Origin of the sequence: Chlamydia muridarum str. Nigg (genome assembly GCF_000006685.1) — a bacterium.
Classification (GTDB): Bacteria; Chlamydiota; Chlamydiia; order Chlamydiales; family Chlamydiaceae; genus Chlamydia; species Chlamydia muridarum.
The window spans coordinates 866,738-891,305 of the sequence record NC_002620.2; the positions used below are offsets into that span (position 1 = coordinate 866,738).

Sequence of the window (24,568 nt, forward strand, 5' to 3'; positions counted from 1 at the left end):
AAACTGGCCCTCACAGACAATATTACATTATAAAATAAAAATTATATCAATTCTTTTTTAAAAAGAATCATCTAATAACAGATAGTTACTAATTAATAGTTATAAAGCAATGTGCGTCAAATCACTATATTTCAAACAGATGAAATTCTGTTGATAGAAACAAACAAAAATAAAAACGAAAGAGAATATTCCTAAACTATAGATAACAAACAAATTAACTATATAATAAAAGAATCAAAGGGGTAAAAAAATGAAAAGATTTTTCTTTTTGATGATTGCTACAGCAGCCCTCTTAACACAAGGGTGTTCTTACGAACCCCCTAAGAGAGAGTATATTTTGGCTCAAAGATGCTCTCCTCTTTTCAAACACGCCCAAGCCATAAATTTCTCTTTAGCTCAGGCTGTATTTGAAAAGACTTTTGTCACAACAGTTCAGCCAAGCTCTCTAAATCTTAAAGAACTTTCCCAGAACTAGAAATCCAAAAAACGGATTTCTTCTAATGGCTGATCCTGCAATGCCTTATCGATCTGTTGCTGCAGTTTCTTTGGAACTCCTCCCAATAAATTTTGAGCATGAGTGAGCCGAGCTCTTGTCCGAGCCTTCCCTAATAATTCCATAGAATCAAAAAGAGGCAACCCTTGTTTTTCCCCTGTAATAGTAACATATAACAAAGGAATTACAGCCTTTTTGTGATGAACTTGGAAAGCCTCAGCCAGCCACTTAGATCCTTGATAGAAGAAATCTTTTTCCCATAAATCTTTCTTCTCCAAATATTTAACTAAACTATAAAGCATTACCGCGGCTTGCTGATGACCAAGAGAAGATGGCAATAAATCTTCCTTAGAATACTCTGGAATTGCCATGAAGAAGAAACTAGTTAATCGGATGAAATCTGCTAACGTAGTGATTCGAGTCTGGCAGAGAGGAAGAATTTTCAATAAAAACTCATCATTCCACAACCAATCCTTCAACTCTTTTAAAAGACTCTCCGGAGATCCCTCATGATTGAGATAATGTTTATTCATCCAATCAAGCTTACGGATATCAAAAACAGCTCCGGATCTACCAATACGTTTAGGATCGAAAGCTTCTATCAGACGTTGCATGGAATAAATTTCCTCGTCCCCTTCCATACTATATCCCATTAGGGTTAGGAAATTCATAAACGCCTCTTTCTTATATCCAGCATCTCGATAATAGAAGATAGAAGTAGGATTCTTTCTTTTTGATAACTTACTTCCATCAGGGTTTAGAAGAAGCGGCATATGGAAAAACTGAGGAGGTTCCCAACCAAAAGCTTCATAAAGAAGAAGATGTTTAGGGGTAGAACTTAACCACTCTTCCCCACGCAACACATGTGTGATCCCCATCAAATGATCATCAACGACATTGGCAAAATGATAAGTAGGGAATCCATCCGATTTTACCAAAACTTGATCATCAACATCCGCCCAAGGGAAAACTACACGCCCTTTACACTGATCTTCAAAAACACTCTCCCCAGTTAAAGGCACTTTCAAGCGAATAGTATATGGTTGCCCCTGCTCCTCTCTTTGTCGAACCTCTTCTGCGGAAAGGTAACGATACCGACGATCATATCCTCCTCTGTACCCTAAGGTACTAGCCACTGCTCGCATTTCTTGCAGCTCTTGAGGAGTAGCAAAACATTTATACGCATAATCTGTTTGCAAAAGGATTTCTGCATATTTTTTATAGATTTCTGTGCGCTCAGATTGACGATAAGGTCCATAGGGGCCTCCGATATCTGGCCCCTCATCCCAACGAATTCCACACCACTTGAGCGCCGAGAAAATATTTTTTTCATAATCATCACGACTTCGAGTTTGATCCGTATCTTCAATCCTCAAAATCATTTTCCCATTAAATTTTCTTGCAAAAACCTCATTAAACAGAGCCATATAAGCAGTCCCCACATGAGGATCTCCTGTAGGAGAAGGGGCCACTCTAACGCGTACATTTTGGAAAGTCATTCGCTACTAACCCAGGAAAGGAAACTTTTCTATTTTTGTGAAACGAACTCCCTGCTCCAGGGTTCCTGTCTTATCTTGCAGGCATAAAATCGGACCGTTCAAAGCCCTACGTCCCTACACAATACCAAAGAAATTCATTCTTGGCGACTTTAACAAAGAGTAAAAAACGAGTTTTTCTAAGTATCTTTTTCAATAAAAAAGCCCTCTTCGGAATTCCGAAGAGGGCTTCTCACAAAGAAGATCCTATTTCTAAGAAACAAAATCCTCTGAGTCCGCTAGCAATTCTGATGCCCCGAGAGTCCCAAATCCTTCTCTCATAGCAGAAAGATTTTTACCTTTTCGCTCAGCTTCTTTCTTAAGATAATCGTTCCGGTACCGATCCACTTCGGAAACATGGATAACCCAAGCCGACCCTCTACGCTCCCCTTTCATAGCACCAATGCGTGTAGCGTAGTAAATTTTCTGTTCAGGGACATTAAGCATGGAAGCCACTTGACCTACAGAGTAGAACCCCTTCTCATTATCGAATAACAATTCCCCTTGATAAGTAGACTTAGCTCTCGAATAACGATTACGTCGGTAATCCTCTAAATCTTGCAAATCAATTTCCCAGCGCGTAGTCTTCGACGCTTTTAATTTCTTCTGCTTAATAGCGACATAGATAGCCTGACGAGTCACATTATGTAACTTGGCAGCCTGAGTGATCGATACCCTTTGCGCATTAGCGGAAACAGCATTCTCCTCTTCTTGCTGCTCCTCTTGAACTTGCTCTACTTCGGCCCATGTATCTTGTTGTAAGCATTCCATACGACTGTTTAGTCCTCCCCCGTCCACTTAAAAACACATCCTTTTCTTTTTTAGGCTTGGGCCCCTGTTATCTCCTAAAAAACACCCCATAGAGCGCCTACCTACATCTCTAGAGCGGACAAGCCCTTCCCACTATGTTTAGTTTTTCTCTTTCCAGGATAGCGGCGAGCGCCATCCAAAAAAATCTTAAACCATTTAAAAAGAGAAAGTAATATTCTCCCAACAAAAAACTTATTAATCAAGCTGTTTGTTAAAAATAAATGCTATTTTTGAAACAAACTTTTGTAAGTTTTTTACAATTAAGCCTATTGTGAGAGAGAGTTTTTCAAGAAATTTACAATATTTCCTGATTATCCTAATTAAAATAAGATAGTTAAGCTAGAGTTGAAGATGACAGGGGTAAAATACCTCCTCCCGATCTCGATAAGAATGGTACAATGACCGCCAGGAGATACAAGCGATCAAGGAGCCTGTATACGAAAGTCCTGAATAAGAAGACGAACCGCCCCATGAACAGACCGCTTCATAACACGCAGTGTATAAGCGATATCTAGAGGCATATTCCAATTAGCCTTGAGCAAACTAATCTTATCTCCCTGACCAAAAGCCGTGCCCTCCAAATTTCTTTCCCCACTATTTAAATATAATTTTACGTGATTCCCAGATAATAGCTTTGGATAACGTACTTGTATGGCCCTTGTATAAAAAACTGGAGACGGATTCCCCTTACCAAAAGGCTCCAGAAGCTCCATAGAAGAGATCAGATCTTGGCTAATTTGAGAGAAATCCATGCATACATCCAAAGGCAAGGTTAACGTAGCCTCGTCTTTCCTTAAGGAGGAATTCACTAAATGGATGAATTTTTTCCTGAACCCTTCTATCTGCTCCTCTTTGATCATAAGCCCTGCTGCAAAATCATGTCCTCCATAGGATAGAAAAAACGATTCGCATTTACGAAGCACTCCTAATAAAGGGAACGCCCCTATCGTACGTAAAGAACCTTTTCCTATACCATCTTGAAGAGCAATAATTGCTACGGGTTTGTTATAGGTACGTGCCAAACGAGCAGAAATAATCGGGATGACTCGAGAATGCCAATAAGGAGATGCCAATACAATGGCAGATTGAGCAGTTAGCTTAGGATTTGCTGCCAAAATTCTTTCTACATCACGGAGCACTTCAGCCTCTATTCTCTGACGCTCCTGATTCACAATAGCAAGCTCCGAAACGATTGTTCCCACAGTTCGAGGATCTTGAGATAATAATAACTTAACGCCCTGACTAGAATCTGCTAATCTTCCTAAGCTATTTAATTTAGGGGTAATTCTAATTCCTAAATTTGTTGAAGAAATATCCGATTTATCAACCCCTGACAAAGAACAAAGCTTTTTTAAGCCTAAACGCTTTCCTTTTGTGATTTCTTTAATTCCATAGGAAACTAAAATACGATTCTCCCCGGAAAGTCTGCCAACATCTGCAATTGTTCCTAAACTCACTAAATCTAAAAAATGCAACAGATCTATTTTATCTTTCCAAGAAGCATCCTGCTTAATCAGTTCTTCATAAGTTGCACATACTAACTTAAAAGCTACCCCAACCCCGGTCAGCTCCTTATTTGGATAAGAATTTTTATCTAATTTCGGATTCAACGTGGCAATACAATGGGGAAGTTTCCCTGTAGGCGTATGATGATCTGTGACAATAACATCTATACCCTGTTTGTTAATGGAACGAACTTCCCTTCCTGCAGTAATTCCACAATCCACAGTAATTAAGAGAGAAACGCCATCTTGTAGCATCTGAGAAATCAAAGAGGTAATTTCTCCGTGTTGTTTAAACAAAGTACCGGAACAACAATAGCTCGTCTTTACTCCGAGCATTTGTAAAAATTCTACGAGTAAAGTCACACCTGTTATGCCGTCTACATCCCCATCGCCATAGATCATAACATGCTCATTGTTTTCCTTAGATTTAAGGAGACGAGCGACAGCTTTTTCCATATCCAAAAACGAAGAGGCTGGATGTAACGATGGGAATTGCGGATACAAAAAATCTCGGATCTCTTGGACAGATTGAAACCCTCGCGATACAAGAACTTGAGCAATTACAGGATGAAGATACAATTCTTTTATAATCTTCTTCAGAAACTCCTCATTATGCTTAGGATACGTCCATTTTTGTCCGAGTGCAGATAATTTGTCTTTTTCCATATACTCTCATCCCAGGAGAGGAGCTCTTTTAAAAAAAAGCTCCTTTCCTCCTTCAGGAGGAAAGGAGCAATAATCCCATAATTCCAGGATTACATACGCCCAAGCGCATTTCGTTATTTACTGCAGGGAATTCTGTTCTTCCTTACGCACCATGAATAGGAGAAGCGGAGGAGCTATGTATAACGAAGATAACGTTCCTAACAAAATCCCTACCGTCATAATAAACGCAAAATTGAAAATAGAGCCACCTCCAACAAATAACAAAATGACCAACACAGACAGGGTGGTCGCTGTTGTCATGACCGTACGTCCCAGAGTCTTCTGCAAAGCATCATTGATCAATATGGGCATTGGGGTGAACAATTTCTCACGTCGGTCCTCTCGAATACGATCAAAAATAATCAACGTATTATTCAAAGAGTAGCCTAACACCGTCATCAATGCGCCCACTGCTTGTAAGTCAATCTGTATTCTATGCAAAAAGAAATGCAGAGCAACTAATACAGAGCAGGTCGCTAACAAATCATGCATTAAAGCACAAATTGCACTGAAAGCATATCTCCATTCAAAACGCAAGCTAACATAAAGTAAGATAATTCCTAAAGCTCCAAATAATGCCATGATTGCCTGTGTTCGCATTTTATTCGAAAGCTGTCCACTTACCTTAAACCAACTTCCTCGAGAGGATTCAAATGCTGCAGGAGAAGTAGCATCACTAGAATCGGATAATACTTGCAAAACTTGAGCTAGATGATGGTCCGCCCCATTCTGTTCCGAATACCCCCCTTTCGCTTGCTCAACACGAGCTAAAGCATTTTGAGAAAAATAGATCTTAACTTTTCCAGAGCTATCAGCTTTACGCACACGATAATCACGAGAAGACAACCCAATTTCCCGGAAGCGTTTTTTTAAAGCAGAACACATCTGATCTGGATTATAGGCACAAACATCAGAATCTAAGGTCAGCGCGTATCCTCCCTTGAAATCCATACCTAAAATGGAGTCCCAGGCACCAAAGCCTAGCCCAATACAACCTAAAACGACTACAGCCCCGGAAACAACCCACAAACGCTTACATTCTTTCAAGAAATTATGTTTGACCCCTATGAACTTGTTCATCATATGTAATTGGGTCTCTCTCGTTTTTTGTATCCAAATCAAGAAAAAGAACTTCGTCATGAACAAAGATGTGAACATAGAAGAAAAAATTCCAATGATCAGGGTCAAAGCAAACCCTTTAATTGGTCCTGTATCCAACATGAGAAGCAATGCCGAAGCCAAAATAGTTGTTAAATTAGAATCAAAAATTGCACTAAAAGCCTTCTTATAACCAGCCTCTACAGACTCTGATAAACTTCTACTCAATAAATATTCTTCTCGAATCCTTTCAAAAACCAGGACGTTAGCATCAACCGCCATCCCCATTGCTAAGATAATTCCAGCTAGTCCTGATAGAGTAAGAGGAGCATCTAAATACTGCATAGATGCCCAGATAAGTAGTAAATTAAGAAGAACGGCTACCGAGGCAATGACACCCCCAAACTTGTAATAAACACTCATTAATGCAATGAGAACCACTAGTCCTAAAAATACAGAGAGAATCCCTTGCAACCTCTGAGAGTGTCCTAACTCTGGAGAAACTACTTCCTCACTTAAAATTTCAGGGATAAAGGACATAGCCCCAGATTTAAGATCAGAAGCTAAACGATTGACTTCCCTGTACGAAAAATTCCCAGAAACACTTGCATGATCTTTGAGCGGAACATTTAACACGGGATCACTAATTACATACCCATCTAAAACAACAGCCATGCGCCAACCTCTTCCTCCAGAGAACTGGCTATTTTTTGTTCCATTAACCCCCTCTTGACAAAACTTAGATGTCCAAGCATGGAATTGCTGAACCGGAGTCTCCTTGCTATCGAGTGATACGGCTTTATCCTTAACACCAAAATTTAAAACATAACCTTCCCCTACCGCAAATTCTGGACGAATATTCTTAAGAGAAGCCCCCTCTAAAGCATGATTTCTAAATACAATCATAAGAGGATTCACCTGCTCCCCAGACCCTTTTTCTACAGCAATCATAGAGTATTGAGTATCTAAGCAAGCAGATCCCATCTCATGTTCTTTAGAAAAATTTAATCCAGCCTCCTTCAATTTCCCAATAGCAGCACGAACATTAGCAGGAATAGGTCCTTGATTTTCATGAAAAATGGTTGCTGCCAAATGATTGATATCTTTAGGAGAAGATTTATCAAGACTACGAGCTGTAAACCAGAGGTAATCTAAGAAGGTTTGTACTTCATAACGTAAGGGGCTTCTTGAAGAAAATTGCTCATTCACGACGTGAAAAGACATTTTCGAAGTCCCTAAGATATCAGCAGAAGAAAGATTTGCAGCGCCAGGAACACTTACCTGTATGTGATCCCCCTCTCTTTGCATCCCTACTTCAGATACTCCCAATTTATTTAACCGAGCGTATAACTCATCAGAAACCTTATCAATCCCTTCTTTGTCCGTTACAAGGTTCCCTTGATGATCTCGAAAAGCTAATCGAATTTGCTTTCCTCCGACAAAATCTGTTCCAAATCGTAAAACGTGTTCCCCTCGAGAATACTTCCTAACATTCAGTTTAAAATTCTCAACAAAAACATTTTTATGTGGGATTGCTGCTCGCAAGCGAACTTGAGGATTCATAGAACACTGAGCCTGACGATATTGATCATCCCAACGGACAAGCTCTGCGTGCTGAGCTTTCTCAATGCGATTAACTACAGCTAAACGATCTCGAACGTCCCGAACTTCGAGAGAGGCTTCCCCAAAACTTTGAACAAATTCTTCCCCCCAAACCTGAATAACACGCTGCAAGGGTTCCTTGATTTCTAGAACACGATCCTCTCCTAAGCTCCAAGAAACTGCATCCGTATGAATAAAACACGCATACAAATTCTGTAGATCCTGTTGTAACAATCCAGCTTCCTGAGGTCCTGAACTTTCGCACTTCGCAATAATTGAACGAAGCCCTTTAAACACAATATATACAGAACCTTTAGAAAAATGCCGGCAGCTACTATCTGGAGAAAAAATAAAACATCCTAAAGTGTCATTCTCCATAGGTTCCCTGCTATACACTGGGAAATTTTCTATAGATAAATCACAAGTTTCGGCAATGGGACGATTAAGAACTAATGCCGTCAAATGCTCCACAATTCGCTGACAAACTCTGTGGCCCTGCAAAACAATCTTACCGCTTGCAGCTTCGTCTCTTAATCGGAAGGCAAACCCGGACTCCGTTTCTTCAACAGAACGATTCAATCGTGTAGCTATGTGCTGTTTTTCAACAGCGAACAAACGCTCCAAATCTAAACGCTCATCACCAACTAACTGTTGACGTTTAGCAATAACATCGGCATCAAAATGGAATAATAATTTTCCATCCCCAGTCAACGACATGGAAGAGAAACAAGGGGACAACTCGCTACAATCAACAACGTTTCCTACAACTCGAGGACTCATCTCATTCCAACGTAAATTACGGGAATGCAAAAGATAAGCAGCTTCGTTAAGCTCTTCACGATATTCTTTAACATCCTCATGATGCAGAGCATTCTCTACCCGCGACAAAAACGCGACAAAATCTTGCTCTGTCCCTAAAAAACGCGACAAGAAAGCCTGAGTCTTCTCTGTGGGAAGTAATCGCAAACCAGAACAAATACCCCGTGCTATATGAGCAACTTTCTCAATAGGCATGGAATCCCATAAAGAACTATAACCATGATCACAAGAGCATTCCACATTGACAAACAGGTTAGTGGCAATATTTTCTAACTCTTGAGAAACTACCAGGTCTTTGTCCTCATAGGAAACAAAAGAGAAATCTTCTTCTGTTAAAGAAGTAACCAAACTTCCAGAGACTTGAACAATAGTCTCCCCTGTCAGTTCAGAACTTCCTAAAACATATAGTCTTGCTGACTTAGTAGGAACAGAGTGTTCTCCATGCACCACATTATCAATAAAAACTGCCGCATCTTCTGCTAAAGGGAAATGCACATTTACTACTCCCGGAATGCTGAGATGTGGTTTCACAGATCCGCGCAATTTTAATGTGGATAGAATTCTTTTAACGCGAACGGTTAAATCATTTCGTGCATCCGCGACCTGCTGTGTGAGCCGTTCTATGATCTTGTGTGCCTCACGCCCCTCTATTTTTTTATTCAAAGGACGCGAATAGTATAAACAGGTAGGCAAAACATGATACAAAGCTAAGGCAAAAACAAAAATTATAACACTTAGATTTCGCTTAAAATTACGCTTCATTATGAGGCTCTTCGTTATTCGTGAATTTTGCGAATGCAGCTACTTAACCCTACGATAAAGCAGCGGGAAAGAAGTTCTAGGCTCTTCGAAACATATGGTTTAGAAAAGGAAAACCCTCTCAATGACAAGAGAAGGAGCCCGGAGTCTCCCCCATTTTTTTGACGCTTAGAAATAAGCTCGGTCAGAACCTTCCTATCAGAACAAAACAATTGCTTTTAACTATTTTCCAATCAAATCAATAGAAAACTCTAGCCAGATATCCAGAAGGAAAGATTTTCCTAAACTATACCCTTTATTTACGTCAAAAAAATTGTAGCTCAGTATGTTTTTTGTAACGTTTATAATCAAGGGTAATCACAAGCCAGCAAAGGCTTATAAAAGACCTTTTTGCGTAATAACCTTTACAGTTTCTCAGAAAGAGTATCAAAAGAAAGCGCTACACGAACACGCATATTGTACACCTGGTGATACGCACAATAAAGAAGTAACGAACCTAAGATCACCAAACCTACCCCAGGCAAAGCTGTGAAGCTTGTACAAAAGGCAAGAACACTGCAAGCTAAAACAGAAACCCCCAGCAGAACAATTAATGAGGGCACAATCCTTTGCATCCAATTGCTTGACTGTAGGCAATGCAAGGAAACTGACGACTTCTCCACCTTTGGCTGTTTTGGGGAAGATCTAAACAGAGATGAGGGGGAAGTGAAACTTACTTCAGGCAATTTCATGTGATACTTCCTTGCTTACCACCAATTTTTTATCCCTTCCATCAGGTTTCTTTAACAATCCCGTTCAAACCAAATACAGAGATTTAAGACTCCCGCTCTTAATAAGCATGAGATCGTTAGTACATTCTACCAAACTGAATTGCTAAACCGCAACTCTCAAAACATGTCTTTAAAACAAAAGAATTTTTTATTTATCACCTCTTCTTAAAAATGATTTTTATAGGAAAGAGACTTCTCTATTTTAGAGGGGACTTGATAATAATCATTGTCTATGAGTACCATCCCTGCTCTGAGTTCTAAGAACGATTTACTAGAGGCGCTGCCTTCCCCCACTATATCGCTATGGGAGTCGTTGCTTAGAAAAAACCAGAGGATCATGGATCCTCCTCCATGATCCTCTGAGGACAGCCAAATCTCCAGCCAATAGAATGTCAGACTGCGTATGTCTCTAGCTTTAGAACAGGCGAACCCAATTCAAGAAAATTTTCTACGAGAGCCCCCTCTCCCTAAGCATATCGCCATCATCATGGATGGAAACCGTCGATGGCAAAAGAAACATGAACAATTTTGTAAAAGCAATGCCATCTCCGGTCACCGTCGAGGAGCTGACAGCATCCCGCAAATTGTTGATACAGCTGCACTCCTAGGAGTAGAAGCTCTCACCTTGTTCGCGTTCTCTACAGAAAACTTTTCTAGATCAAAAACAGAAGTCGCTGAATTATTTTCCTTATTTAACTCACAGTTGCATAGTAAACTCTCTTTTCTGCACGATCGGGAAATCCGGCTACGATGTATCGGAGACTTATCCAAACTCCCTCAAGAATTGCAAAATAACATTGCAAAAGCAGTCTCCGCCACAACACACTACTCCCATATGGAATTAATTTTTGCGATTAACTATGGAAGTAAAAACGAATTAGTTCGTGCGTTCAAGGAATTGCATCAGGACCTTACAAACAAAAAAATCTCTATCAATGAAATTTCTGAAGAGCTTATCAGCTCTTACTTAGACACATCTGGCCTCCCTGACCCGGATTTGCTTATTCGTACAGGAGGTGAAATGCGTGTCAGTAATTTTCTCTTATGGCAAATAGCTTATACAGAACTTTACGTAACAGATGTGTTATGGCCTGATTTCACGGCCCACGACTTGTTAGAAGCAATTAAAACATACCAACAACGATCAAGGCGCGGAGGGAAATAAACGCTATGTTCGACTCGGATAAAAACTCCATTCTTCAAAGTGATTTTTGTCAGCGCTTAGTTGTCCATTCGCTTCTTCTGGTCTTCCTTGTTATCCTTCTCTGTACATCTCTATATCCTAGTTCAGCCTTCATCGTGGGGCTTCTTTCATCAACCTGCGCAGCGATTGGGACATACGAAATGTCTTCCATGGTCAGAATGAAATTCCCCTTTTCTTTCACTCGATATAGCTCCATAGGCTCTGCTATTTTTGTCGCCCTAACTTGCCTAACAGCTCGTTGTAAAATGCTACTTCCAGAGCATGTGGACCTTATCCCATGGTTCTTTCTATTTTTTTGGACTGTTCACCTCGTGTTCAAAAGTCGCCACTATAAACTGGGCCCGATAGGATCTACTGGCCTTGCTTTATTCTGTATGCTTTATGTATCCGTTCCTATCCGACTGTTTCTGCACATCCTTTATGGGTTTGTCCATACCGACACTCCATTTATAGGGATTTGGTGGGCCATTTTTCTTATTGCTACTACGAAGAGCTCTGATATTTTTGGATACTTTTTTGGAAAAGCTTTTGGAAAAAAACGCATTGCTCCAGTCATCAGCCCAAACAAGACTGTAGTAGGTTTCGTAGCTGGTTGCATAGCTTCTATTCTAGTTAGTTTGATCTTCTACTCTCATCTTCCTAAATCCTTTGCAAATCAGATTGCAATGCCTTGGATCCTAGTTGCCTTAGGGATCATATTAGGAATTAGTGGCTTCTTTGGAGATATTATCGAATCCACATTCAAACGCGATGCGCAAATTAAAAACAGTAGCGATCTAGAATCTATTGGAGGAATGTTGGATGTCCTAGACTCCTTGCTTCTTTCTACACCTATCGTTTACGCTATCCTTCTTATCACTCAAAATGGGACATTTTTAGGATGATTATCACTATAGATGGGCCTGCTGGAACAGGGAAAAGTACATTAGCAAAGGCATTAGCAAAGACATTACAGTTTAACTACTGCAATACAGGGGCCATGTACCGAACACTCGCTTATGCTCGCTTACAACCTGATTGGCAAGAGGTCCCTTTAGAAGACTTTCTTGCCTCCCCCCCATTTTCCTTCTCTTTTTCTAAAGATGCTCCTTTACAAGCTTTTTATGAAAACCGCCCCCTAACCTCTGAATTGATCTCTCAAGAAGTGGCTAATTTTGCCTCTATTTTCTCAAAAGAACCTAAAGTTCGCGCCTATATGCAAACGTTGCAAAAAAGATATGCTAGTGTAGGGAGCTGCGTTTTTGAAGGGCGTGATATGGGATCTAAGGTGTTCCCTCATGCTGAAGTCAAAATCTTTTTAACAGCCGAGCCAGAGATTCGCGCAAAGCGACGACTAAAGGACTTACCTGAAGGCTCCCTATCTCAAGAAGCCTTGACTGCCGAACTCATAGCACGTGATCAAGCAGATCAGCAAAGAGAACTCGATCCCCTTGTCATCCCTGCAGATGCTCTAGTTATTGACTCTTCTGATTTGACAATAAGCCAAATTCTAGAGAAAATCGTTCCTTTGATACATTCTCGTTTAGCATGATTTTTACTATTGCAAAGAGCCTTGTTCGCTTACTGTTTCCTCTGTTTTACAGAAGAAAAATCTTTAGATCCAAAGCTAGTGCTTCTGTGACAGGGGCTGCTATTATTGCTGCGAATCATGTTTCGTTTCTTGATCCCATAATAATACCTCTCTCCTTCCCTGGTAAAATTTATCATTTGGCTAAGTCTGGTTTGTTTGCTAATTCTTTCGCGCATTGGCTTTTTCACGAGTTAGGATGCTACCCCATTAGCAGGAATGCTGGAAATTCTGCAGCCTTCAAGGCTGCGCTTAATATCTTTTCTCGCGGAGAAAAGCTCATTATTTACCCAGAGGGAACCCGTCATTCTGATGGAGAAATTCACCAAGGGAAAGTAGGTGTGGGAATGCTAGCTCTTAAAGGAAATGTCCCTGTCATTCCTGTTTATGTTGCTGGAACCCTCGAAGCTTTTGGAAAACACCAAAAATTCCCTAAGCTCTGGAAAACTTTGACTACCGTGATAGGGACTCCTATTTCATTCCAAGATCTCATTGACAACCCTGCTATTGATAAAAAAGAAGCTTATCAATTAGCGACCGAACGCATCATGGCCAAGATTGCAAAACTTCGTACTTGGTTCCAGCAAGGATGCATCGGAGAAATTCCTTAGTTTTGTAGATTCTTATGACAACACTTCTCTCTTTTCTGACTTCGCTATGTTCTTCAGCGATTCGTCAAGCTTTCCCTGAATTGGAAGAGCTTACCCTAGATATCACTCCATCCACTAAAGAGCATTTTGGACATTACCAATGCAATGATGCGATGAAACTTGCTCGCGCATTACGAAAATCTCCCCGAGCAATCGCAGAAGAAATCGTTGCACACATTCCAGCTACTCCTTTTTCTTCTATAGAAATTGCTGGAGCAGGATTTATTAACTTCACTTTCTCAAAAGAATTCCTAGCTAATCAGCTCCAAATCTTTTCTCAAGAATTAGCGAAAGGGTTTCCTGTTTCCTCACCACAAAAAGTGATCATTGACTTCTCCTCTCCTAATATCGCTAAGGACATGCATGTTGGGCATCTTCGCTCCACTATCATAGGAGATTGTCTGGCTCGATGTTTTTCTTTTGTGGGCCATGATGTCTTACGTTTGAACCACATTGGAGATTGGGGAACAGCTTTTGGCATGCTTATCACCTATCTACAAGAAACAGCACAAACTGACATTCATCAGCTGGAAAATCTCACAGAATTATATAAAAAAGCCCACGTACGTTTTGCTGAAGACCCAGAATTTAAAAAACGCTCTCAATATAATGTCGTAGCCTTACAATCTGGAGATCCTCAAGCTCTTGCATTATGGAAACAGATTTGCGCTGTTTCAGAAAAATCTTTTCAAAAGATTTATTCTATCTTAGATGTTGAACTTCATACTCGTGGAGAGTCTTTTTATAACCCCTTTTTGGCAGATGTGGTTTCAGATCTGGAATCCAAAAACCTTGTTACTCTCTCTGATGGGGCAAAATGTGTATTCCACGAAGAGTTTTCCATCCCTCTAATGATTCAAAAAAGTGATGGTGGATACAACTATGCAACGACAGATGTTGCAGCCATGCGCTACCGTATACAGCAAGACCATGCTGACAGAATTCTTATCGTCACAGACTCTGGGCAATCCTTGCACTTCCAATTATTGGAAGCTACGTGCTTAGCAGCCGGATATCTTCCCCATAAAGGAATCTTCTCTCATGTAGGATTCGGACTAGTTTTAGACACTCAAGGGAGAAAATTCAAAACGCGCTCAGGAGAAAATATCAAACTTCAAGAGCTGCTAGATACTGCTATTGAAAAAGCTAAGGAATCCTTAAGAGAACATCGCCCAGAAATTTCCGAAGAAGAGCTAGCTTATCAGGGTCCTATCCTCGGCATCAATGCGATTAAATACGCAGATCTTTCCGCACATAGAATCAATGACTACGTGTTCTCTTTTGAGAAAATGCTACGTTTTGAAGGAAACACAGCGATGTCCCTTCTGTATGCTTACGTACGAATTCAAGGAATCAAACGTAGAATGAAGCTAGATACTCTTCCTCAAAAAGGACCTCTATCTATTCATGAACCCGCGGAAGAAACATTAGCTCTTACTTTACTGCGCTTCCCCGAAGTTTTAGATTTAACTTTAAGAGAACTCTGTCCACATTTTCTGACAGATTACCTCTACGTGCTTACAAATAAGTTTAATGCTTTCTTCCGTGATTGTCATATAGAAGGGTCTGATTATCAACAAGAGCGTCTTTATCTCTGCGGTCTGACAGAAAAAACCTTGGAAACAGGCATGCACCTATTAGGTCTGAAGACTCTAGATCACCTGTAAAAACAATCTAAGGGAAGGTCTAAAATCCTTCCCTTAGACACATCTTGTTTTCTCTGTGAGTATTTTGGCTCCTAGTCTTTCTAAATTCCCTAGCCAGTCTGTGTACCCTCGGTCTAACATCTTTGTATTCTCAATCTTAGAAACCCCTCCCTCGGCAATAAGAGCTGCCATAACATAGGCAAACCCCGCACGCAAATCGGGGATCACTAAATGTGTTGCCTGCAAAGGAGTCGGTCCATGAATGACTGCACTATGCGGATGATTCCCTGTAGAGTATCGACAAGACTTGGCACTTAGACATTCATGAAATAAATCGCAATGAGCGCCCATTTTTGCTAAACCACTCAGATACCCCAGTCGATTCTCATGCACCGTTTCATGGATAACAGAACAGCCTTCTGCTTGAGACAGTAAAACAGCAAAAGGCTGTTGCCAATCCGTAATAAACCCTGGATGTACATCTGTCTCTAAGAGCACCCCACCTTTTAAAGGTTTATCATAAAAAAATTCGATGCCATTTTCTTGAACTGAAAACCCTCCGCCTATGGATCTTAGGGCTTTTAAGAAAGGAATCATATGCTCATGACGCGCATGCTCTACAAAAACTCTCCCTTGAGAAACAACTGCAGCCATACCAAAAGAAGCCGCTTCGATTTTATCTGGAATAATAGAGTGTTCAACAGAATAAAAGTCCTGGCAACCAAAAATTTCGATTGTTTTATCATTATCAGTCGTGATCTCTACACCAGCTTTCTGTAAGAAAACAATTAGATCAATAATCTCTACTTCCAGAGCTGCATTCTTAATAATCGTTCTCCCTTGAGCACCGACAGATGCAAGGATAAGATTTTCTGTAGCTCCTACAGAAGGATAAGGCAAAGTAATATGCGCTCCAATGAGACCATCTGGAGCAGCTGCCCAATATCCTTCATCACTCACAATAATCTCTGCACCAAGTTTCTTTAACCCTTCGAGATGAAAATGTAATGTGCGTGGACCAATGGCATCTCCTCCCAAAATAGGAACAAAAATTCCATAGGGACAACGACGTAGCAAAGCACCTAACAGCAAAATAGGAATGCGGTTTACGCAAGAAAATTGCGGAGGAACCTTGGATAACAAAATACGTGGCGTGTGAATGTCAATAACTTGCGCTTGCTTGTCCCAATCTACAATTGCCCCTAAAGCCCGGCACAGATCAACCGTTTGTTGAACATCCTCTATATTAGGAACGTTCTTCAAAATGGTACGCTTATCTGAAAGTAAGGATGCCACAAGTAATTTAGTTGTAGCGTTTTTAGCCCCTGACACACGTACGGACCCTTGTAGGACAGTTCCTCCAAAAACTTTAATACCAGGCATTTCAATTCCCTTAATTGCATTTCTTCACAAACGTTAACCGGTATGCTGTTATTTTTCACGAAAACTTTATTTTTCTAAAAGACATCTTATTAACAAACAAAGTTTTGTTAATAAGAAAACATTACAAAAAACAAACATTGTAGCATTTAATAAAATCTACTTATTAAAATCTAATTAACTAATTGTTTTTTTATTTTAATTTGTAGTTATGACGACTCCAATAAGTAATTCTCCATCTTCTATTCCAACTGTTACAGTATCAACTACTACAGCATCTTCTGGATCTCTCGGAACTTCTACTGTATCATCAACGACTACAAGTACTTCAGTCGCACAAACAGCAACAACAACATCTTCTGCTTCTACATCTATAATTCAGTCTAGTGGAGAAAACATCCAATCCACTACAGGTACCCCTTCTCCTATTACGTCTAGTGTTTCAACATCCGCTCCATCTCCTAAAGCCTCCGCCACTGCAAACAAAACTTCAAGCGCTGTTTCTGGGAAAATTACCTCACAAGAAACTTCTGAGGAATCCGAAACCCAAGCCACTACATCTGATGGAGAAGTTAGTAGTAATTACGATGATGTTGATACCCCGACCAATTCGTCCGATTCGACAGTTGATAGTGATTACCAAGATGTTGAGACTCAGTACAAAACAATTAGCAACAATGGTGAAAACACTTATGAAACAATCGGAAGTCATGGTGAGAAAAACACACACGTCCAGGAAAGCCATGCATCCGGAACAGGAAATCCCATAAATAATCAGCAAGAAGCTATTAGACAGCTCCGATCATCTACCTATACAACCAGCCCTCGTAATGAGAATATATTTAGTCCAGGACCGGAAGGTCTACCTAATATGTCTCTTCCTAGTTACAGCCCTACAGATAAAAGTTCTCTACTAGCTTTCCTATCTAATCCCAATACAAAAGCAAAAATGCTCGAACACTCCGGGCATTTAGTCTTTATAGACACAACTAGAAGTAGCTTTATCTTTGTTCCGAATGGAAATTGGGATCAAGTCTGTTCCATGAAGGTTCAGAATGGGAAAACTAAAGAAGACCTTGGCTTAAAGGACTTAGAAGATATGTGTGCAAAGTTTTGCACAGGATACAATAAATTCTCCTCTGATTGGGGAAATCGAGTTGACCCCTTGGTCTCTTCTAAGGCCGGGATAGAAAGTGGGGGGCACCTCCCAAGCTCAGTTATCATCAACAACAAATTTAGAACCTGTGTTGCCTATGGGCCGTGGAACCCCAAAGAAAACGGCCCCAATTATACTCCTTCAGCCTGGAGACGTGGGCATCGAGTAGATTTTGGAAAGATCTTTGATGGAACAGCGCCGTTTAATAAAATCAACTGGGGCTCTTCCCCTACCCCTGGTGATGACGGCATCTCCTTCTCTAATGAAACTATTGGGTCTGAACCATTCGCGACACCTCCCTCATCCCCATCGCAAACCCCCGTTATCAACGTCAATGTTAATGTCGGTGGAACCAATGTTAATATTGGGGATACAAACGTATCTAAAGGATCCGGCACACCAACATCTTCTCAATCTGTGGACATGTCTACAGATACTAGCGATTTAGATACCAGTGATATTGATACAAACAACCAAACTAACGGCGATATCAACACGAATGACAACTCCAATAATGTCGATGGAAGTTTATCTGACGTTGATTCAAGGGTGGAAGACGATGACGGTGTATCGGATACAGAGTCCACTAATGGCAATGACTCTGGTAAAACTACTTCCACAGAAGAAAATGGTGACCCAAGCGGACCAGACATCCTGGCTGCTGTACGTAAACACCTAGACACTGTCTATCCAGGAGAAAATGGCGGATCTACAGAAGGACCTCTCCCTGCTAATCAAAATCTGGGGAACGTTATCCATGATGTGGAGCAGAATGGATCTGCTAAAGAAACTATTATCACTCCAGGAGATACAGGGCCTACAGACTCAAGCTCCTCTGTAGATGCTGATGCAGACGTTGAAGATACTTCTGATACTGACTCTGGAATCGGAGACGACGACGGTGTATCGGATACAGAGTCCACTAATGGTAATAACTCTGGTAAAACTACTTCCACAGAAGAAAATGGTGACCCAAGCGGACCAGACATCCTGGCTGCTGTACGTAAACACCTAGACACTGTCTATCCAGGAGAAAATGGCGGATCTACAGAAGGACCTCTCCCTGCTAATCAAAATCTGGGGAACGTTATCCATGATGTAGAACAAAACGGAGCCGCTCAAGAAACTATTATCACTCCAGGAGATACGGAATCTACAGACACAAGCTCTAGTGTAAATGCTAATGCAGACTTAGAAGATGTTTCTGATGCTGATTCAGGATTCGGGGATGATGACGGTATATCGGATACAGAGTCCACTAATGGTAACGACTCTGGAAAAAATACTCCTGTAGGGGATGGTGGTACACCAAGCGGACCAGATATCCTAGCTGCTGTACGCAAACATCTAGACACTGTCTATCCAGGAGAAAATGGTGGATCTACAGAGAGACCTTTACCCGCTAATCAAAATTTAGGAGATATCATTCATGATGTAGAACAAAACGGAAGCGCTAAAGAAACTGTAGTATCGCCTTATCGAGGAGGAGGAGGAAATACATCTTCCCCAATTGGATTAGCCTCCCTGCTTCCAGCAACACCATCCACACCTTTGATGACAACACCTAGAACAAATGGGAAAGCTGCAGCTTCTTCTTTGATGATAAAAGGAGGAGAAACTCAAGCCAAGCTAGTTAAGAATGGCGGCAATATCCCTGGAGAAACCACATTAGCAGAATTACTCCCTCGTTTAAGAGGACACCTTGACAAAGTCTTTACTTCAGACGGGAAGTTTACAAATCTTAATGGACCTCAACTTGGAGCCATCATAGACCAATTCCGCAAAGAAACGGGTTCCGGAGGAATCATAGCTCATACAGATAGTGTTCCAGGAGAGAACGGAACAGCCTCTCCTCTCACAGGAAGTTCAGGGGAAAAAGTCTCTCTCTATGATGCAGCGAAAAACGTCACTCAAGCTTTAACAAGTGTTACGAACAAAGTAACCCTAGCAATGCAAGGACAAAAACTGGAAGGAATTATAAACAACAACAATACCCCCTCTTCTATTGGACAAAATCTTTTCGCAGCAGCGAGGGCAACGACACAATCCCTCAGTTCATTAATTGGAACCGTACAATAAAGAAGCGAATGAGCAGAACCCAAAGTTCTGCTCATTACATATTACGTCATATTGTGATAAACATCGTCCACATCATCGATGTTCTCTAACCACTCGATTAGAGCCAAATTAGATTTCCCTGCTTCTTCATCACAATCAACTAATCGCAAAGGAACATAGATCATCTTCTCTTCAGAACACGTCACTCCTTTAGCCAATAACGCCTCTTTAACCGATGCCAAATCTGTAGGCTCACAAAGAACCAAAAAGAACTCCTCGTCCTCACTATCTAAATCTTCCCCCCCACAGTCAATGACATGTGTTAATAAAGAGGCCTCGTCAATAGAGCTTTTGGGGACATAACAGGCTCCTTTACGAGAAAAATTATATAAAACACTTCCGGGCTCAACTAAAGCCCCTCCCCGTTTGTTAACAGCCACACGCATGTCCGAAGCCGTACGATTCTTATTATCGGTCATGGCTTCTACAATGATTCCAACACCTCCAAATCCGTATAGCTCATAAGTCACTTCTTCATAGTTTTTTTGATCGGCAGAAGAAGCCTTCTTCAAATTACGCTCAATATTCTCGTTAGGGATATTTTGATCTTTAGCTTTCTGAATGATCATTCGTAAACGAGCATTCGACTTAGGATCTGGGCCTCCCATTTTGACTGCAGAAATGAGTTCTTTAATAGTTCGAGAAAAAATTTTCCCTTTTTTATGATCAGCTCTTTCTTTTCGGTGTTTAGTATTGGCCCACTTACTGTGTCCTGCCATGCTTCTTACCTATAGTCTATGTACTATCAGGGGGTCCCCGATAAATTGTTCTATATTCCGATTTCAAACATACTCTATGCTCGAAATCCCCACCTAAAGAGCGGGTTTTTCAAGACAAAAGTCCTCTTAAAGCAACCATCTTACACAAAAAAAAGTTTCGGCTCTATATAGAAAACTCAGAGCGCCCTTTCCATAGTAATTTTAGCTAAATATCCTAATTCGTCTTTGTAAAAAGTCTTTTGTCTTCCTACCTCTACAAACCCAAATCTCTCATACAAGTGAATGGCGGGATTTTCCTCATAAACTTCTAGGTATACGAGTTCTAATTTTAACTGAGTCTTTCCTAAATGGAGCAAGTTATTCAATAAAGCAGTGCCTATCCCTTTATTACGGAACCTTTCTCCAACAATGATAGACAGTAAACTGTGATGGGACACCTTAACATAGGGATTGAGTATAAGAGTGGCTACTCCAGCGACTTCTCCATTGTATACAGCAGTCAAACTACTGCGACAACGATAAAAGCTAATCCAAAAATTTACGCTGTCACGAATTTCTGCTTCCGTTTTTAAAGGGAATCCCCGAAGAATTTTCGGATCATTTAACCAAAGACATATGTAATGTGCGTCCTCAGGAACCGTATAACGAATTTCTAGTAATGGATCACGCGTAGTGGTCATGTAATTTCTCCATAATCAGCTAGGTACGCCTTGATAAAAGCATCTAAAAGCTCTCCATCCATCATTGCTTGGATATTACCTACTTCGTATCCTGTCCTCACATCTTTCACTAAAGTATAGGGCTGAAATACATAATTACGAATTTGGGATCCCCAGCTGATTTCTTTTTTTTCTTTTCTATTTGTGTTTTGTTTCTCTAAACGTTCTTGTAACAGCTTCTGATAGATTCTAGCACGTAACATATTCATACACGCTTCTCGGTTTTGAATTTGACTACGTTCACTTTGACAAGAAACCACTATTCCTGTGGGGAAGTGGGTAATGCGTACTGCCGAATCTGTTACGTTCACATGTTGTCCTCCAGCTCCAGAAGAACGATACGTATCAATACGAATATCTCCAGGACGGATCTCAACTTCTATTTTATCATCAATCTCGGGGAACACTTCTACTGATGCAAAACTTGTATGCCGTTTCGCATTACTGTCAAAGGGAGAGATACGTACTAAACGATGCACCCCGCTTTCTGCTTTGGCGTAACCATAAGCATATTCACCAATGAGTTTCAATGTAATGTGCTTAATCCCTGCAACTTCACCATCCAGCCGATCGATAACTTCTACTTTCCATCCATGGCTGTTGGCCCACCGCGAATACATACGGAATAACATCTCCACCCAATCACAAGATTCAGTTCCACCGGCTCCTGCATTAATGGATAGAAAACAAGAATTGCGATCTAACTCACCAGCAAGCAGTCTAAGTGTTTCCCATTCTGCTATCTTCTTTTCACAAAAAATAAATTCTTTTTCTAATTCTTTTTGTATTTCTAAATCTTTAGAAGATTCTTCATCTTCTAAAAAGAATTTTATACTGTTAATTTTGTTTTTTAATTCGTTATATTCTAATAATTGCTGTTTTAATCTAGCAATTTTTTCTGAAATTCTTCCCGCTCTGGAAACATCGTCCCAAAAACTATCTTGAATCGACAGCTGCTCTAAATTTTTTAACTCAGTTTCTTTTTCTTCCGGGTCAAAGAAACCTCCGAGTTAAAGATAAGCCTTCAAGCAAAAGCTCCAATCGTTTATCAAAATTCTCGTGCATAATCGTTCCCCTTCCAGAATGTCTAACACCCCCTCCTCTTTTTGGAGGAGATCTTTCCTTTCTACAGTAGCATTGCAAAACGCTCTCATGGTAACACGATCATCTCTTAGGGATCAAATTCTTGCATCATTTAGAAATCGATTGCTCTCCAGCTTGCTGATTCCACACCTTCTCCCTAAAAGCTTTACTATGTTTTTTATTTTGACGATAAACCTTGTTAGGGAATAAAAGAGTTGCGAGGGAAGAGCCGAAAACTTTGCTTATCACCTTCTTTAACTAGGAGTCATCCATGAGTCAAAATAAGAACTCTGCTTTCATGCAGCCTGTGAACGTATCTTCTGATTTAGCTGCCATTGTTGGTACAGGGCCTATGCCTCGCACAGAAATCATTAAGAAAATTTGGGATTATATTAAGCAGAATAAACTTCAAGATCCTACTAACAAACGCAACATCAATCCTGATGATAAATTAGCCAAGGTTTTTGGTTCCAAAGACCCTGTAGATATGTTCCAAATGACAAAAATAGTCTCTAAACACATTGTTAAATAAAATAGAAATTGACTCACGAGTTCCTCGTCCTTAAGATGGGGAACAAGTTAATTCTTTTTGTTCGTGTTTGTGGGCAGTACTGTATCTTTGACAGCCATCGTAGCGGCGCCAGTTTTGACGTGGATTTGGGCCAACCACTTAGAACCCAATTTACTAAAATTAACCCGTTTGGATTGGAGACTGCCCAAAAAGTTTGCTCATCTTCACGGGCTTCGTATCGTGCAGATTTCGGACTTACACTTAAACCAATCAACCCCAGATGCTTTTTTAAAAAAGATCTCTCGCAAAGTTTCTTCTCTATCCCCTGATATGCTCGTATTTACGGGGGACTTTATCTGTCGTGCTAAGGTTGAATCCTCTAACAAACTAAAAAATTTCTTATGTTCTTTGAACGCTCCTCTAGGATGTTTTGCCTGCCTAGGGAATCATGATTATGCTACCTACGTATCCCGAGATATTCATGGGAAAATTAATACTATTCCGGAAACAAGCAGCCGCCCTCTAAGAAGAGCTTTAACCTCTGTTTATCAGAGCTTATTCTCTTCTTCTCATAATGAATTCGCTGAGGAATTTACTCCTCAAGATCCTAATCCTCACCTACTAAGTATTCTGCATAATACGCCATTTCAATTATTACATAATCAAAGCGTAACACTCTCCGATGTCGTGAATATCGTTGGATTAGGAGACTTTTTTGCCAAACAATTCGATCCAAAAAAAGCTTTTACTAACTATAATCCCACGTTACCTGGTATTATTCTTTCCCATAATCCCGATACTATTCATTATCTTAAAGACTATCCAGGCGATGTCGTTTTTTCTGGGCACTCTCACGGGCCTCAAATCTCACTTCCCTGGCCCAAGTTTGCTAATACCATAACGAATAAACTTTCGGGATTAGAAAACCCAGAGCTAGCTCGAGGATTATTCTCTTTCCCTCAAGAGAAAAGGCTCTTGTATGTAAACCGAGGACTAGGAGGATGGAAACGCATACGGTTTTTCTCTCCCCCGGAAATTTGTATAATGAGGTGTCTCTATGAACCTTAGCTGTTCCCTCGTATTGTTAGGAGGAGGGAGAGGCGAGCGTTTTAACTCCCCCCAACCCAAGCAATACACTCCTCTTTGTGGGGAGCCGCTAATTCTTCATGCCCTACATTCCTATCAAAGCCTCCCCTTCATTCAAGAAATCGTTGTTGTCTGCGAAGAACACTACCAAGAATTGTTCTCCCCCTACTCCGTGAAATTTGCTTCACCAGGAGCTCTACGTCAAGATTCCGTCTTTTCTGGATTACAACAAGTTTCTTTGCCATGGGTATGCGTACATGATGGCGTTCGCCCTTTCGTCTATGCAAATGAAGTTTCTGAAGTCTGCTCCGCAGCTCTTAAAACTGGAGCAGCAGCTCTCGCCACCTCCGCAACTTATACAATAAAATCTCGTACTCCAGTACGCACCTTAGATAGAGATGCTGTGGCAGTAATTCATACTCCCCAATGCATTAATACAGAAATACTGAAAGAAGGTCTTCTTCTTGCTAACATGATGGATTTTACCTTATCTGATGATTCGGAAGCCGCTGAACTACTTGGTATAGAACCTACTCTGGTATTCAGTAACAGAGTGCAAATGAAGATTACCTACCCTGAAGATCTTTTATTTGCCGAAGCTCTTCTCTCTAAGGCTCACATTCGTTAATCAAG

At 40.6% G+C, this 24,568-nt stretch carries 19 protein-coding genes; 10 read left to right on the forward strand and 9 right to left on the reverse strand.

Annotated features, from left to right (window positions below):
* The first annotated feature begins 250 nt into the window (after positions 1-250).
* A complete protein-coding gene (locus tag TC_RS03690; RefSeq protein ID WP_010231363.1) occupies positions 251-475 on the forward strand; it encodes a hypothetical protein in 225 nt (74 codons plus the stop codon).
* Here the strand turns inward: TC_RS03690 and gltX are convergent.
* From gltX to TC_RS03715, 5 genes are all read right to left on the reverse strand, one after another.
* Positions 472-1,992, reverse strand: a complete 1,521-nt coding sequence (gene gltX, locus TC_RS03695; RefSeq protein ID WP_010231365.1) for a glutamate--tRNA ligase — start codon at positions 1,990-1,992, stop codon at positions 472-474. The two genes, TC_RS03690 and gltX, sit on opposite strands and share 4 nt — an antisense overlap.
* A gap of 249 nt (positions 1,993-2,241) precedes the next feature.
* Positions 2,242-2,799, reverse strand: a complete 558-nt coding sequence (locus TC_RS03700; protein WP_010231366.1) for a helix-turn-helix domain-containing protein — start codon at positions 2,797-2,799, stop codon at positions 2,242-2,244.
* Positions 2,800-3,260: 461 nt separating this feature from the next.
* Positions 3,261-5,009, reverse strand: a complete 1,749-nt coding sequence (recJ, locus tag TC_RS03705) for a single-stranded-DNA-specific exonuclease RecJ (RefSeq protein WP_010231367.1) — start codon at positions 5,007-5,009, stop codon at positions 3,261-3,263.
* A 117-nt stretch (positions 5,010-5,126) separates the two neighbouring features.
* The gene (secD, locus tag TC_RS03710) at positions 5,127-9,329 is read right to left on the reverse strand and encodes a protein translocase subunit SecD (RefSeq protein ID WP_010231368.1); all 4,203 of its coding nucleotides are present in this window, start codon (positions 9,327-9,329) and stop codon (positions 5,127-5,129) included.
* Between the two features lie 401 nt (positions 9,330-9,730).
* The gene (locus TC_RS03715; protein WP_010231369.1) at positions 9,731-10,057 is read right to left on the reverse strand and encodes a hypothetical protein; all 327 of its coding nucleotides are present in this window, start codon (positions 10,055-10,057) and stop codon (positions 9,731-9,733) included.
* A 442-nt stretch (positions 10,058-10,499) separates the two neighbouring features.
* Between TC_RS03715 and TC_RS03720 the strand changes: the two genes are divergently transcribed.
* From TC_RS03720 to argS, 5 genes are read left to right on the forward strand one after another with little or no spacing between them, the layout of a single operon-like run.
* On the forward strand, positions 10,500-11,261 hold the full coding sequence (locus tag TC_RS03720) for an isoprenyl transferase (protein WP_010231376.1): 762 nt from the start codon (positions 10,500-10,502) through the stop codon (positions 11,259-11,261).
* A 5-nt stretch (positions 11,262-11,266) separates the two neighbouring features.
* The gene (locus TC_RS03725) at positions 11,267-12,184 is read left to right on the forward strand and encodes a phosphatidate cytidylyltransferase (RefSeq protein ID WP_010231379.1); all 918 of its coding nucleotides are present in this window, start codon (positions 11,267-11,269) and stop codon (positions 12,182-12,184) included.
* Positions 12,181-12,831, forward strand: coding sequence for a (d)CMP kinase (cmk, locus tag TC_RS03730; RefSeq protein ID WP_010231389.1), 651 nt, complete (start codon positions 12,181-12,183; stop codon positions 12,829-12,831). The genes TC_RS03725 and cmk overlap by 4 nt, the downstream gene beginning before the upstream one ends.
* A complete protein-coding gene (locus tag TC_RS03735) occupies positions 12,828-13,478 on the forward strand; it encodes a lysophospholipid acyltransferase family protein (RefSeq protein WP_010231390.1) in 651 nt (216 codons plus the stop codon). Before cmk ends, TC_RS03735 begins: the two co-directional genes overlap by 4 nt.
* A 14-nt stretch (positions 13,479-13,492) precedes the next feature.
* Entirely contained in the window at positions 13,493-15,184 is a 1,692-nt protein-coding gene (gene argS / locus TC_RS03740; RefSeq protein ID WP_010231391.1) for an arginine--tRNA ligase, read from the forward strand.
* 33 nt (positions 15,185-15,217) lie between these two features.
* Here argS and murA read toward each other — a convergent pair whose 3' ends face one another.
* The gene (murA, locus tag TC_RS03745; protein ID WP_010231392.1) at positions 15,218-16,546 is read right to left on the reverse strand and encodes a UDP-N-acetylglucosamine 1-carboxyvinyltransferase; all 1,329 of its coding nucleotides are present in this window, start codon (positions 16,544-16,546) and stop codon (positions 15,218-15,220) included.
* Between the two features lie 208 nt (positions 16,547-16,754).
* Here murA and tarP point away from each other — a divergent pair, with 208 nt between their 5' ends.
* Complete coding sequence (gene tarP, locus TC_RS03750; RefSeq protein WP_010231393.1) at positions 16,755-19,778, forward strand: type III secretion system actin-recruiting effector Tarp; 3,024 nt, start codon at positions 16,755-16,757, stop codon at positions 19,776-19,778.
* Between the two features lie 41 nt (positions 19,779-19,819).
* Here the strand turns inward: tarP and TC_RS03755 are convergent, their stop codons facing one another.
* The 3 genes from TC_RS03755 to prfB form a co-directional block, all read right to left on the reverse strand.
* Positions 19,820-20,536, reverse strand: coding sequence for a YebC/PmpR family DNA-binding transcriptional regulator (locus TC_RS03755; RefSeq protein ID WP_010231394.1), 717 nt, complete (start codon positions 20,534-20,536; stop codon positions 19,820-19,822).
* A gap of 176 nt (positions 20,537-20,712) precedes the next feature.
* A complete protein-coding gene (locus TC_RS03760; RefSeq protein WP_010231397.1) occupies positions 20,713-21,216 on the reverse strand; it encodes a GNAT family N-acetyltransferase in 504 nt (167 codons plus the stop codon).
* Positions 21,213-22,320 (reverse strand): peptide chain release factor 2 gene (gene prfB / locus TC_RS03765; RefSeq protein WP_100065010.1). Its coding sequence is split into 2 segments (ribosomal slippage): positions 21,213-22,257 and positions 22,256-22,320, totalling 1,110 coding nucleotides; the frame shifts between segments, so codons are not numbered across the junction. Before prfB ends, TC_RS03760 begins: the two co-directional genes overlap by 4 nt.
* 289 nt (positions 22,321-22,609) lie before the next feature.
* Here prfB and TC_RS03770 point away from each other — a divergent pair.
* From TC_RS03770 to ispD, 3 genes are read left to right on the forward strand one after another with little or no spacing between them, the layout of a single operon-like run.
* On the forward strand, positions 22,610-22,870 hold the full coding sequence (locus tag TC_RS03770) for an SWIB/MDM2 domain-containing protein (protein WP_010231420.1): 261 nt from the start codon (positions 22,610-22,612) through the stop codon (positions 22,868-22,870).
* Positions 22,871-22,927: 57 nt separating this feature from the next.
* Positions 22,928-23,917, forward strand: a complete 990-nt coding sequence (lpxG, locus tag TC_RS03775; protein ID WP_010231421.1) for a UDP-2,3-diacylglucosamine diphosphatase LpxG — start codon at positions 22,928-22,930, stop codon at positions 23,915-23,917.
* Positions 23,907-24,563 carry a 2-C-methyl-D-erythritol 4-phosphate cytidylyltransferase gene (ispD, locus tag TC_RS03780; protein ID WP_010231427.1) on the forward strand — a complete coding sequence of 219 codons (657 nt, stop codon included), beginning with the start codon at positions 23,907-23,909 and terminating at the stop codon, positions 24,561-24,563. The genes lpxG and ispD overlap by 11 nt, the downstream gene beginning before the upstream one ends.
* Positions 24,564-24,568 lie beyond the last annotated feature (5 nt).